The sequence below is a fragment of the Pleomorphomonas carboxyditropha genome, from assembly GCF_002770725.1.
In the GTDB taxonomy this organism is placed as follows: Bacteria; Pseudomonadota; Alphaproteobacteria; order Rhizobiales; family Pleomorphomonadaceae; genus Pleomorphomonas; species Pleomorphomonas carboxyditropha.
Window position 1 is genome coordinate 35,425 of sequence record NZ_NQVN01000015.1, and the last position, 13,544, is coordinate 48,968.

The 13,544-nt window shown below is 66.6% G+C and carries 8 protein-coding genes; 4 read left to right on the forward strand and 4 right to left on the reverse strand.

The genetic code is table 11. From position 1 onward, the window contains the following. The first annotated feature begins 34 nt into the window (after positions 1-34). Positions 35-499 carry a peroxiredoxin gene (locus CJ014_RS18695; RefSeq protein ID WP_100082015.1) on the forward strand — a complete coding sequence of 155 codons (465 nt, stop codon included), beginning with the start codon at positions 35-37 and terminating at the stop codon, positions 497-499. 133 nt (positions 500-632) lie between these two features. Beyond that, positions 633-1,937 (forward strand): peptidoglycan DD-metalloendopeptidase family protein, encoded by a 1,305-nt coding sequence (locus tag CJ014_RS18700; RefSeq protein ID WP_165790907.1) that lies wholly within the window; start codon positions 633-635, stop codon positions 1,935-1,937. 85 nt (positions 1,938-2,022) lie between these two features. On the opposite strand, the gene prfB is transcribed toward CJ014_RS18700, so the two are convergent. The 3 genes from prfB to CJ014_RS18715 all read right to left on the reverse strand — a co-directional run bounded on the left by prfB (position 2,023) and on the right by CJ014_RS18715 (position 7,291). Next, a protein-coding gene (gene prfB, locus CJ014_RS18705; RefSeq protein ID WP_100082017.1) for a peptide chain release factor 2 occupies positions 2,023-3,154 on the reverse strand; the annotation gives its coding sequence in 2 pieces (ribosomal slippage) (positions 2,023-3,084 and positions 3,086-3,154; 1,131 coding nt in all). Positions 3,155-3,350: 196 nt separating this feature from the next. Further along, the gene (locus tag CJ014_RS18710) at positions 3,351-5,828 is read right to left on the reverse strand and encodes a penicillin-binding protein 1A (protein ID WP_100082018.1); all 2,478 of its coding nucleotides are present in this window, start codon (positions 5,826-5,828) and stop codon (positions 3,351-3,353) included. A 224-nt stretch (positions 5,829-6,052) separates the two neighbouring features. Beyond that, positions 6,053-7,291 (reverse strand): N-acetylmuramoyl-L-alanine amidase, encoded by a 1,239-nt coding sequence (locus CJ014_RS18715; RefSeq protein ID WP_245427441.1) that lies wholly within the window; start codon positions 7,289-7,291, stop codon positions 6,053-6,055. An 832-nt stretch (positions 7,292-8,123) separates the two neighbouring features. Between CJ014_RS18715 and CJ014_RS18720 the strand changes: the two genes are divergently transcribed. Then, positions 8,124-10,772: an Rne/Rng family ribonuclease gene (locus CJ014_RS18720; RefSeq protein WP_100082019.1), complete on the forward strand. Its 2,649-nt coding sequence runs from the start codon at positions 8,124-8,126 to the stop codon at positions 10,770-10,772. 104 nt (positions 10,773-10,876) lie between these two features. Here the strand turns inward: CJ014_RS18720 and CJ014_RS18725 are convergent, their stop codons facing one another. Continuing rightward, positions 10,877-12,025: a pyridoxal phosphate-dependent aminotransferase gene (locus tag CJ014_RS18725; RefSeq protein ID WP_207765806.1), complete on the reverse strand. Its 1,149-nt coding sequence runs from the start codon at positions 12,023-12,025 to the stop codon at positions 10,877-10,879. 131 nt (positions 12,026-12,156) lie between these two features. Between CJ014_RS18725 and CJ014_RS18730 the strand changes: the two genes are divergently transcribed. Beyond that, complete coding sequence (locus CJ014_RS18730; RefSeq protein WP_245427443.1) at positions 12,157-13,533, forward strand: M48 family metalloprotease; 1,377 nt, start codon at positions 12,157-12,159, stop codon at positions 13,531-13,533. Positions 13,534-13,544: the final 11 nt, after the last annotated feature.

Below are 13,544 nucleotides of genomic sequence, written 5' to 3' on the forward strand. Positions count from 1 at the left end.
GGATAAAGGCGACGTCGAAGCCGGAGACCGCTCCATGACCGCCGTTGCCGTTGGATCCCCTGCCCCCGATTTTACCCTGCCGACCGACGAGGGCGAGGTTTCGCTCGCCGCCCTGCGGGGCCGGCCGGTGGTCGTTTACTTTTATCCCAAGGACGACACGTCGGGCTGCACCCGAGAAGCGATCGGCTTTTCCTGTCTGGCCGACGAATTCGAGAAAGCAGGCGCGACGGTGATCGGCATCTCGCCCGACACGGTCGAGAAGCACGGCAAATTCCGCGTCAAGCACAAGCTGACCGTGGCGCTCGGTTCCGATCCGGAGCACAAGGTGGCGGAAAGCTACGGCGCATGGGGCGAAAAGTCGCTCTACGGCAAGAAGTATCTCGGCATCATCCGCTCCACCGTGCTGATCGCCCGCGACGGAACGGTGGCGAGAGTCTGGCCGAAGGTTAAGGTGGAAGGCCACGCCGAAGAGGTGCTGGCCGCCGTCAAGGCGCTCTGAGCGGACGCCGCCGCCCTTGCGCGACCGGGCTTCAAGCCTTCATTAACCCTAACGGTTTCTAATCGCTGCCAACGAGGCCCCGCCTTGCCGCATGCCGGCGAGGCGGCCAGCATCCTCTTGGAGCGTCGCGTTGATGATGAGACCGCAAGCCGCAGACCGATATCGCAGCCAGAATTCGGCGAGACGTATCGTCATCATCAGCAGGGACAATACGCGCACCTACACCTTCAGCCCGCTGGCCTTGTTCGGCGGCCTCACCCTGTTCCTGACTGTGTCGCTCGGCTTCCTCGCCGCCACCACCTATCTGGTGTTTCGCGACGACCTGTTCGACCTGGTTCGCGAGCGCAACGCCGACATGCAGCAGGCCTACGAGGACCGCATCGCCCGGCTGCGCTCGGAAATCGATCGTATCTCCAGCCGGCAGATTCTCGACAGCGTGGCGATGGACGAAAAGGTCGAGAAGATCATGTCCGCCCAGCAAGGCATCGCCGATCGCCAGCGGGCGGTCGGCGACCTGATCGACAAGGCGCGCAGCATCGGCCTCATCGACGGCCGCAATGCGGCGATCACCGCCGACAAACGCGCCGCCCTCGATCCGGCCGACGTGACCGGCTCGGTCAACGCCTATGCCGATGCCGGCGGCGCCAACCTGATCGATCGTCAGTTCGACGCGCTGACGTCGACGGCGCCGAAAGCGGCCGCAGCCAAGGTCGATTTGCGCACCACCGACGGCAAGCCGGATTTCAAGGCGATCGCCAGCCATCTCGCCGCCGTCGATGCCGAGCAGGCCAAGGCGGTGGAAGCCATTGCCGACGCCGCCAACTCGCGCGTCGATGCCGCCGTGGAAATCATTGCCGACGCCGGCCTGCGGGTCAACGTGCCGGAAGCGCCGGCGGATTCGCAGGACGCCGTCGGCGGCCCCTATATTCCGATGGCAGGCGCCCAGGCGCTTGCCGCCGCCATGCAGGAGGCGGACCAGGCGTTCGGCCGTATCGCGCTGGTCAAGGCCGCGGCGGCCCGCCTGCCGCTTGTCCGCCCCATGCCCGGCGGCGACATGACGTCCAATTTCGGATCGCGTCGCGATCCCTTTCTCGGCTCGCTGGCCTTCCACGCCGGCATCGACTTCCGCTCCCCCACGGGCACCGATATTCGGCCGACGGCGCCGGGCGTCGTCACGGTGGCCGGCTGGTCGGGAGGGTACGGCAACATGGTGGAGGTCGACCACGGCAACGGCGTCACGACACGCTACGGCCACATGTCGCGCATCATCACCCACGTCGGCGATCGCGTGACGCGGGACACCGTCATCGGCGAGGTCGGTTCCACCGGCCGTTCCACCGGCCCGCATCTTCACTACGAAACGCGCATCAACGGCACGCCGCTCAATCCGATCAACTACATCAACGCGGGAAACCGGCTGGCGAGCCTCCTGCCCTGACGGCCGGCCGATACGCATCGTGATAGCAAAAAAGGCGGAGTGCCACGGCACCCCGCCTTTTCAATTTTCAATCCGTAGCGGCCGGTCAGTCGATGTCCGAGATCTCGGCCGGCTGCTTGCCGAAGGCGCGCTGGGCCAATGCCGCTTCCATGAAGCCGTCGAGGTCGCCGTTCAGCACGTCGGACGGCGAGGTGCTCTCGACGCCGGTCCGGAGATCCTTGACCAACTGGTAGGGCTGCAGGACGTAGGAGCGGATCTGATGGCCCCAGCCGATGTCGGTCTTGCCGGCCTGCTCGGCGTTGGCCTTCTCCTCGCGCTTCTTCAGCTCGGCTTCGTAGAGCCGGGCGCGCAGCATGTTCCAGGCCGTGGCCCGGTTCTTGTGCTGCGAGCGTTCGGCCTGGCACGACACCACGATGCCGGAGGGATAGTGGGTGATGCGCACCGCCGAATCGGTGGTGTTGATGTGCTGGCCGCCGGCGCCCTGAGCGCGGTAGGTGTCGATGCGGCAGTCGCTCTCGTTGATTTCGATCTCGATCTTGTCGTCGATCACCGGGTAGACCCAAACCGACGAAAACGACGTGTGGCGCCTTGCCTGGCTATCGAAGGGCGAAATGCGGACCAGCCGGTGAACGCCCGACTCCGTCTTCATCCAGCCGTAGGCGTTGTGGCCCTTGACCAGCACCGTCGCGCTCTTGATGCCGGCCTCCTCGCCGTCGTGGACCTCGAGCACCTCGACCTTGTAGCCGCGCTTCTCCGCCCAGCGCGTGTACATGCGCAGGAGCATGTTGGTCCAGTCCTGGCTCTCGGTGCCGCCGGCGCCGGAGTTCACCTCGATGTAGGTGTCATTGGCGTCGGCCTCGCCGGACAGCATCGATTCCACTTGCTGGCGGGCGATCTCGTCCTTGAGGCCGCGCAGGGTGTTCTCGGCGTCGGCGACGACGGTGGCGTCGTCCTCCATCTCGCCGAGCTCGATCAGTTCGACGCTGTCCTTGAGGTCGCGGTCGAGCTTGAGATAGCCGTTGATTCGGTTTTCCAGATCGGTCCGCTCGCGCATGATCTTCTGCGCGCGCTCGGGATCGTTCCAGAGGGTCGGGTCTTCGACGAAACCGTTCAGTTCGGCCAGGCGCTGCTGAGAGGCATCCCAGTCAAAGATGCCTCCTCAGCAGGGCCATACCCTGCTTGATCTCGTCGACGATGGCCTCGATTTCGGCTCGCATGGGTGTGAGCTCCGGTCAGGAGGTTGAGGTATCGCCGCGGCGGTCACCGTCGGCGGGTGCCCGTCGTCGATCACGGGCGCGGCGGACCATAGGAATGGATGCCGCCGATGTAAACTGCCTTTTCCGCCTCGAGCGCCGGCGGCCGCGGGGGCGGCTTCGAGCGACTACCCTCGCAGGTGGAGCCTTGAGGTCCCGGTCAATAGAGGCCGCCGGTGCCGCTCACCGCCGCCTTGTCGGCCTCGGGGTTGACCTGGGTCGGCACGCCCCAGGCGACGCCGTCGCCGCCGATCACCGAGTAGATGTCGGACGGGCCGGTCCCCGGCTTGAACGCCTCGATGATGGCGCTCTCGCCCTCATAGGCACGCATGCCGGTCTTGCGGTTGATTGGGATGAGCGTCATGCCCTCGGGCACCTTGAATTCCTGCGGCGGCTGGCCGGCCAGGGCCTGCTCCATGAAGTCGCGGAACACCGGGGCGGCCATGGTGCCGCCGGTCGAACCGTGGCCCATCGGCTTCGGCGTGTCGAAACCGAGGAAGATGCCGACGGTCAGCTCGGGCGTGAAGCCGACGAACCAGGCGTCCTTCTCGTCGTTGGTCGTGCCGGTCTTGCCGGCGATCGGCCGATTGAGGCTCCTGATCACGGTGGCCGTGCCGCGCTGGACGACGCCTTCCATCATCGAGGTGATCTGGTAGGCGGTCATCGGGTCGAGCACCTGCTCGCGTTCGTCGATCAGCTGCGGCTCGTCCTGCCCCTTCCAGTCGTCGGCGTTGCAGCCCTCGCAGACGCGCTGGTCGTGCTTGTAGATGGTGCGGCCGAAGCGATCCTGCACGCGGTCGATCAGCGTCGGCTGCACGCGGCGGCCGCCGTTGGCGATGATGGCGTAGGCGTTGACGAGGCGCATCACGGTGGTCTCGCCGGCGCCGAGCGACATGGCGAGCACCGGCTGCATGTTGTCGTAGATGCCGAAGCGGCGGGCATATTCGGCGACCAGCGGCATGCCCATGTCCTGGGCGAGGCGCACCGTCATCAGGTTGCGCGACTGCTCGATGCCGGTCCGCAGCGTCGCCGGGCCGATATAGCCGCCGCCGTAATTCTGCGGCCGCCAGATGCCAAGGCCCGCCCCCTGGTCGATCTCGACCGGCGCATCCATGATCACCGAGGCCGGCGTATAGCCGTTGTCGAGGGCGGCCGAGTAGACGAAGGGCTTGAAGGACGAGCCCGGCTGGCGCATCGCCTGCGTCGCCCGGTTGAACTCGCTTTCGGCGAAGGAGAAGCCGCCGACCATGGCGCGCACGCGGCCGGTGGTCGAGTCCATGGCCACCAGCGCGCCGGAGATGCCGGGGAACTGGCGCAGGCGATAGGCCTCGAGCGTGCCGATGGCGTTGCCGGTCTTCTCGACGTAGATGACGTCTCCGACCGACAGCACGTCCGAGGCGGCTTTCACCGGCGCTCCGCGCTTGGGGCCGCTCTGCCACCTTGCCCATTTGAGCTGATCGAGCGGAATGACGCCTTCGACGCGCTCGTCGTTCACCTTGCCGGTCGGCCCCTTGGAGGGCTGCAGGCCGACGCGGGCGGCATCGCCGTCAAAGCCGAGCACGACGGCAAGATTCCATTCCGGCACGTCGGACAGCGCCGGCTCGGCGGCGAGCGGAATGCCCCAGTCGCCGGAAACCTCGATCTGCTTGTTGGCGCCGCGCCAGCCATGCGCCTCGTCGTAGCGCAGCAGCGCCCGCTGAAGCACGCTGCGGGCGACCACCTGCATCTTCGGATCGAGCGTCGTGCGGACCGACAGGCCGCCCTCATAGAGCCCCTTCTCGCCATACATGGCGAGCAGCGAGCGGCGGACCTCCTCGACGAAATAGTCGGAGGCGAACACCTTGGACGACTGGTTGCGCTCGGCGACGACCAGCGGCGCCTTCAGGGCCGCGTCGCCTTCCTCGCGCGTCACATAGCCGTTCTGCACCATCTGCTCGATGACGTAGTTGCGGCGTTCGACGGCGGCCTGCCGGCTGCGATAGGGGTTGTAGTTCTCCGGCGCCTTGGGCAGCGCGGCCAGGTAGGCCACCTCCTCGAGCTTCAGGTCGGACAGCGGCTTGTCGAAATAGGCGAGCGAGGCGGCGGCGACGCCGTAGGAGCGGAAGCCGAGATAGATCTCGTTGAGATAGAGCTCGAGGATCTGGTCCTTGGTGTAGGTCTGCTCGATCTTCAGCGTCAGCATGGCTTCGCGGATCTTGCGATCGATGGTGCGCTCGTTGGTGAGCAGGAACACCTTGGCCACCTGCTGGGTGATGGTCGAGGCGCCGACCATGCGCTTGTTGGAGCCGGAAACGATCGTGTCGAGGTTCTTGACCGCCGCGCCGGCAAGGCTGATCAGGTCGATGCCGGGATGGGTGTAGAAGACCTTGTCCTCGGCGGAAATGAAGGCCTGCTTGACCCGGTCGGGAATCATCTGGATCGGCAGGAACAGGCGGCGCTCGTGGGCATATTCGGACGCGAGCTCGCCGTCGGCGGCATGGACGCGCGTCACCACCGGCGGCTGATAGTTGCGCAACTGGTTGGTATCGGGCAGATCACTGCTGAGCGAGTGGATGTAGACGGCGACGCCGCCGGCCGCCACCAGCAGCAGCAGCGCCGCGATCGAGAAAACCCAGCCGAAGAATCTTACGAAGACCATATCCCGTCCATCATTCCCGTCGACACCGGCCGCGCCTTCATGCCCGTCCGCCGCCGCGGTGTGGCAAGGCCCGGCGCGTCCGAATGCTCATGCGTCGGCCTGGGGCAGCCGATACCGCAAAACGCCGCAGAATGCGAATGTTTCCGTGATGCGGACGTTCGTCGCTCTTTGTGGCGAAGGCGGGGCCGTGGCGTTGCCGGACCGCAACAGTCGGCCGGTTGCGCTCATTTGCCGAGGTAGGCGTATTTCTGGCCGAAGAAGCGCAACACCGCCTGCGTGACCGCGTCGGCAACGCGGGAGCGCCATTCGTCGGAGGTCAGCAGCTTCTCGTCCTGGTCGTTGGAGAGGTAGCCGATCTCCACCAGCACCGACGGCACGTCATGGGCGCGCAGCACCTGGAAGCCGGCGGAACGCCGCGGATTCTTGATCATCCGCGTCGCCGAGGCAAGGTCGCCGACCAGACCGTTGGCGAAGGCGGCGGAGAAGTTGCGCGTCTCCCGCCGGGTCAGATCGACCAGGATGTCGGTCACGCCGTCGGCGTCCTGCTGCAGGTCGAGGCCGGCGATGAGGTCGGAGGCGTTCTCCTTGGCGGCGAGCGCCGCCGCCTCGCGGTCGGACGCCTTGTCGGACAGGGTGTAGACGGTGGCGCCGCGCACCGACCCCTCGTGCTCGGAATCGGCATGGATCGACAGGAACAGGTCGGCCGCGTGGTCGCGTCCGAACTGCACCCGCGCGCCGAGCGGCAGGAAGGTGTCGTCGGTGCGGGTGAGCAGCACCGCCACTTTGCCGGTCTGCTCCAGGCGCTCCTGCAGTTTCTTGGCGAACGCCAGGACGATGTCCTTTTCAAGGATGCCCGACGCCGAGATCGTGCCGGAATCGACGCCGCCATGGCCGGCGTCGATGACGATCAACGGCTTCTCCCGCTTGCTGCGGTCGGGCGGCGGCAACTGATCGGCCTTCTGCACCGGCGCTTCGTTGGCGCTGTCGCGCGCCAACTGGTTTTTTCTGAGGTCCTCCTCGAAAGCCGCCGCCGTCGTCTTGAGGAGGTCGAGCACCATGCGGGCCGGCTGGTCCTCGACGGCCGGCAACACGAAGGCCTTGTCGATCTTCACCGGACCGGTGACGTCGAGCACGATGCGCGACCGCCCGGCGGCAAACTGGCCATAGCGCCAATCGCTGACCAGGCCCCGGCCGGTGGAACCGGTGCCCGATGGCAGGCGAAAGTCGATCTCGGGCAGATCGATCACCACGCGGTAGGGTTCGGCGAGCGTGAAGGCGCTGAGGTCGACCTCGCCGGAAAGATCGAGCACGAAGCGGGTGCGGTTGTCGTCGCCGACCACGCGGCCGTCGGTTGCCACGGGCGCACCTTCGGCAAGCGCGCCGGCCGCAAGGCAGACGAGCGCCATCGTCGCCACGACGGCGAAGCGGAGAAAGACTGCGAAGCGGTTTGCGACGGTCGACAATGATCGCTCCCACGATCCCTTGGGCGGCCCAAACTGCCACAGACGGACAAGATGGCAACTCCCTTTCCGGACGGAGACGTTTTCCGCGGATCGGCGGCCATTCACATATCAGTAACTAAGGCAATTTGGTTAAGCATTCCTGCGTCACCCCGCCCGGAATGGCGGACGCTTCACATTGCGAGGAATTGATCGGCGGCCTATTTGATCGCCTTGCATATGGGACTTCACGCAAGTAATAAGGGATCGGAGCCCGAATCCTTGCTCTCGGTACTTGAGAGCGTCCAGCCGGTTCGCCGTCTGCTTGAAAAAGCGGCGGAACGAGACCGGTAGCCGGGGGTCCGAGAGGTCAGCGCGACCGCCGGTATGGTTTTCCGGCCGATGCGCGGAACCCGGACCTTCGCTTGTTGCGTCCCGACCGGCCGTGCGCCGCGTTGCGGGAAGCATATGAGGACGCCCATGGATCCACCGGAAAGATCGGCGCTCCGGCGCGTGGCCGATGAGGCCACCCGACAGGCATTCGTCGCCGTTCCCCCGTATTGGCTTTTGCCGAGCGGGTCTTTTTCAGGAACGACGGTGTTGAAAAGAAAGAATGTGCCGGACGTGAAAGTCGTGAGGCCACAGCAGATTGTCGAAGGGGCAGGATGGCGTCAAGCATCGGCCTTTTCCCGATTTGCGGCCTCGGTTGGTCCGGCGCCCTTCCCCATTCCCTTCCCCCTTATCGACGGCCGATGCCGATCCTTCCAGCGCGCGGCGATCCCAGGGAGAGCTCTCAGGAGCTTCCCATCGGGGTCGCGGCGGTGCCGAGATCGCATGCGGCCGGGAGTCAGTCTTTATGGCCAACAAGATGCTGATCGATGCCACCCACCCGGAGGAGACCCGGGTGGTTGTGGTGCGTGGACACCGCGTTGAGGAGTTCGATTTCGAGTCGGCGACAAGGAAGCAGCTCAGAGGCAACATTTATCTGGCCAAGGTGACGCGTGTCGAGCCGTCGCTGCAGGCGGCCTTCGTCGAGTATGGCGGCAACCGCCACGGCTTCCTCGCCTTTTCCGAAATCCACCCCGACTATTACCAGATCCCCCAGGCCGACCGTCAGGCGCTGATCGAAGCCGAAGAGGCGGAGGAGCGCGAGGAGGCCGAACGGCGGACCCGCGTGCACCGCGAGCGGCAGGCCCGCGCCCAGGCGGCCAAGGCGGCCGCCCGGCCCGCCGAGACGGTCAGCGAAGCGCCCGTCGATGACGGCGAGCCGCGGCCGGCCGATGACGCGTCGCTCGTCGAGGCGACGCCCATCATCGAATCCGGCGACGACGAAGTGCCGGTGCCCGAGACCGGCGGCATCATCGACATTCACGACGACCAGACGGTCGAGACCATCAACGACGACGGCGAGGAACGCTCCGGCGACGACGAGGAAGAGCACGTCGAAAGCGTCGGCGCGGAGGACGCGCTCGAGGAAGTGCCCGAGCGCCGGGTTCGCCGTGCCCGCCAGTATCGCATCCAGGAAGTGATCAAGCGCCGGCAGGTGCTGCTGGTCCAGGTGGTCAAGGAAGAGCGCGGCACCAAGGGCGCGGCGCTGACCACCTATCTGTCGCTGGCCGGTCGCTATTCGGTGCTGATGCCCAACTCCGGCCGGGGCGGCGGCATTTCCCGCAAGATCACCAACGTTCAGGATCGCAAGCGCCTCAAGGAGATCGCCCACGAGCTCGACGTGCCGGAAGGCATGGGCGTCATCCTCAGGACGGCCGGCGCCGCCCGCACCAAGACCGAGATCAAGCGCGACTTCGAGTATCTCCTGCGCCTGTGGGAAAACGTGCGCGAGCTGACGCTGCGGTCTAGCGCGCCGAGCCTCGTCTACGAGGAAGGCTCGCTGGTCAAGCGCTCGATCCGCGACCTCTACAACAAGGACATCGACGAGGTCCTGGTGGCTGGCGAGGATTCCTATCGCGAGGCCAAGGACTTCATGCGCATGCTCATGCCAAGCCATGCCAAGAACGTCCAGCCCTATCGCGATCCGATCCCGGTGTTCGGCCGCTTCGGCGTCGAGCCGCAGCTCGATGCGATGTTCTCGCCGCAGGTGACGCTGAAGTCGGGTGGCTATCTGGTCATCAACCAGACGGAAGCGCTGGTCGCCATCGACGTCAACTCCGGCCGGTCGACGCGCGAGCACAACATCGAGGACACGGCGCTCGCCACCAACCTCGAAGCCGCCGAGGAGGTGGCCCGCCAGCTCCGCCTGCGCGACCTCGCCGGCCTCATCGTGATCGATTTCATCGACATGGAGGAGGCCAAGAACAACAAGGCGGTGGAGCGCAAGCTCAAGGATTGCCTGAAGAACGACCGCGCCCGCATCCAGGTCGGCCGCATCTCGCACTTCGGCCTGATGGAAATGAGCCGCCAGCGCATCCGCACCGGCGTGCTGGAAGGCTCCACCGAGCTCTGCCCGCACTGCCTCGGCGCCGGCATCGTCCGCTCCACCGAAAGCGTGGCGCTGCATGTGCTGCGTTCGCTGGAAGACCTGCTGATCAAGGGCGTGACGCACCATCTCACCGTGCGCACCCGGTCGGCGGTGGCGCTCTACATCCTCAACCAGAAGCGCAAGCACCTTTCCGATCTCGAGGCGCGCTTCGGCCTGACCATCACCATCGCCGCCGACGAGCATCTCGGCTCCCAGCACTTCGCCGTCGAGCGCGGCGAGATCATCCTCAATCCCGCCCCGCCGCCGCCCGCGCCGACGCTGACGCCCGAAAGCGTCCAGCCCTACGACGAGGAGATCGACGAGGACGTCGAGGAAGAGGACGACGAGGAGGAAGAGGCCGAGAAGGCGCAGTCGTCGCGCGAGGAGCGCGGTGACGGAGACAACCGGCGCAAGCGCCGCCGGCGTCGTCGCCGGCGGACCGAGGGCGGCGAGGCCGTCGCCAACGGCGAAGGCCAGGATGCTGCTGCCGAGGGTGGCGAGCAGCCGGCGGCCGAGGGCGACGAAGGCGACGAAGAGGGTTCCGACGAAGACGGCGAAGAGCGCGCCGAGAGTGAAGGCGACAGCGAGCAGCGCCGCCGGTCGCGTCGTCGCGGCCGTCGCGGCGGCCGCCGCCGGCATCAGCTCGAAGAGGATATCGGCTCCGAATCGATTGTCGTGGCGCAGGACAACGAGCCTGTTTCCGAAGACGACAGCGAAGCCGCGCCGGTCGATGAAGAGCCCGCCGCCGACGCCGGCGATGCGGGGGCGGCGGTGGCCGCGCCAAGCGTAGCGGACGACAAGCCGATCGAGACGCTGGCGGAGGAAGCCGAGGAAGCCGAAGAGGCGCCCGAGGAGACTGCGGAAGCGGCCGCGCCCGTCCATGCGCCGCTCGAAAGCGTCGCCGAGCTGGTCGAGAAGTCGGTGGAAGCCAACGAGCCGGCGCAGCAGCCGGAACCCGAGCCGGAGCCGGAACCCGACAGCAACCATCCGAAGAAGACCGGCTGGTGGCAGCGCCGCTCCTTCTTCTGAGAACGGACTGAAACGAACCGATCGAGGCCGTCCGATGATATCGGGCGGCCTTGATTTTTGCCGAAGCGGCGGGCGCATGTCGTCTTGAGATTGAAGTCCGGCGCCTACCTCAGCCAGCCGCCAAGTCGTTCGCAGGCCGCGGCGATCGCTTCCGTGCGTCCGGCGAAGGAAAAGCGCACATAGGACGACCCGCGCCCGGTATCGAAGTCGAGGCCGGGCGTTGCGGCGATGCCCGCCTCATGCAGCATGCGGCGGCAGAAATCGAGACTGTCGTTGGTGTAGCGGCTGACGTCGGCGTAGACATAGAAAGCGCCGTCGACCGGCAGGAAGCGGCCGAGACCGATCTTCGGCATATGCTCCAGCAGCAGCCGGCGGCTCGCCGCGTAGCCGGCCTTCACCGCTTCCAGCTCCTCGTCCGCCTCGAAGGCGCCCAGGGCGGCGCGCTGCGACAGTTCGGACGGCGAGATGAAGAGGTTCTGGGCGAGCCGCTCGACCGGCCGCACCAGCCGGTCCGGCAGCACCATCCAGCCGACGCGCCAGCCGGTCATGCAGAAGTATTTGGAGAAGGAGTTGACGACCACGGCGTCGTCGGAGAATTCCAGCGCAGTCACTTCGTCGCCGTCATAGATAAGGCCGTGATAGATCTCGTCCATGACCAGGGCGACCTTCATGTCGCGGCAGGCGGCGACCAGCGACTTCAAACTGTCGCGCGTCATGGTGGTTCCCGAGGGATTGTTGGGGCTGGCCACGACGACGCCGGCGAGCGGCCGCTCGGAATGCGCTTTCTCGATGGCGGCGGCGCTCGCCTGCCAGCGCGCCTCGGCGGTGGTCGGGATCTCCACCACCTCGAGGCCGAGCGCCGTCAGGATGTTGCGATAGGCCGGATAGCCCGGCGTCGGCAGGCCGACGCGGTCGCCGACGTCGAACATGGCAAGGAAGGCAAGGTTGAACGCGCCCGACGAGCCGCCGGTGACGGCAACCCGCCCGGCCGGCACGTCGACGCCGTAGCGATCGGCATAGAGGCGGGCGATGCGAGCGCGCAATTCCGGAATGCCCAGCGCCTCGGTGTAGCCGACGCGGCCGCGGGCGAGCGCGGCCTCGGCGGCGGTGCGCACCGCGGCGGGCACGGGCGCGCCCGGCTCGCCGAGCTCCATGTGAATGATGTCCCGCCCGTCGCGGGCGAGGCGGTTGGCGTCCGACAGCACGTCCATGGCCAGGAAGGGCGCCACATCACTCCGCCGCGAAACCAGCATGTCCCTCTCCACGATTTTGCCCGAGATGCCCGGCAATCTGCCGCAGGCAAGGCCGGCCCGGGATTTTTTCCGTTGCGCCGGGCATATGTTCTGCCCTTTATCAGGCTCCGGACACACTGACGAGACTTCCGATGGTGAATCGCGCCATGACGACCAGTTTCCGCCACGCCTCCGTTGCCGTCATCACGGCGGCGGCGATCGCCGTCTCGTCCTGCATGCCTTCATTCGCCGCCGAGCGTGGAGGACGCAGCATTTCGCTGCTGCGGGACGCCGAAGCGGAAGCGCTGATCGCCGATTATACGCGGCCATTGTTGAAGGCGGCCGGTCTCGGCTCGGCCACCGTTCAGGTCAAGCTGGTCAACGACGATACCTTCAACGCCTTCGTCGCCGACAGCCGGCATATCTTCGTCAATGCCGGCGCCATCATCGATTCCACGACGCCCAACCAGTTGATCGGCGTCCTGGCGCACGAGATCGGTCACCTCGCGGCCAACCACCTCGCCCAGCTCCGCTCGGAAATCCGCCGCATGCAGATCCTGTCGGCGCTGGCCCTGCTCGGCGGCGTGGCGGCGGGCGCGGCGGGCGGCGGCGGCGCGGCGGCCGGCGCGGTCGCCACCGGCGGCATGCAGTTCGGCCAGCGCGGCCTCTTGATGTATGCCCGCGAGAACGAGACGGCCGCCGATCAACTGGCGCTGAAATATCTCGCCCAGACCGGCCAGTCGGCCAAAGGCATGCTGGAAACCTTCCAGCGCTTCTCCGAGCAGCAGATGTTCATGTCGGCGCACATCGACCCTTACGTCCAGACCCATCCGCTGGCCGCCGACCGGATCGCCATGATCGATGAACTGGCCCGCAAATCGAAGTTCTTCGACAAGCCCGACGATGCCGCGCTCAAGGCGCGGCACGATCTCGTCCGCGCCAAGTTCGCCGCCTTCACCCGCAACGGCCAGAGCGTGCTGCGGCTCTATCCGCCATCCGATACCAGCCTTGCCGCCGATTACGCCCGCGCCATCGTCGCCTATCGCTTCGCCGATCCGAAGTCGGCCCTCGCCCGCATGGACGCCCTGATCAAGCGGTCGCCGAATAATCCTTATTTCTGGGAGCTGAAGGGACAGATCCTCCTGGAGACCGGCAAGCCGCGAGACGCCATAGCGCCTCTCCGGAAGGCGGTGGCGCTGGCCCCGAATGCCGGCCTCATCCGCGTCATGCTCGGGCAGGCGCTGGTGGGCACCGGCGACGCCAAGCTGACCGACGAGGCGATCGCCACCCTCACCAAGGGCATCGGCGACGACCCGGACCAGCCGGTCGGCTATCGCCAGCTCGCCATCGCCTATGCCCGCAAGGACAACATCCCGCTGGCCGACCTCGCCTCGGCCCAGGGCAGCTTCGCCTCGGGCGACATCGACACGGCCAAGAAATACGCCATGCGCGCCCAGGAAAAGCTGAAGACCGGCTCACCGGCCTGGCTGCGCGCCGACGACATCATCACCTACAAGGCACCGAAATGACCGGGTGCCTT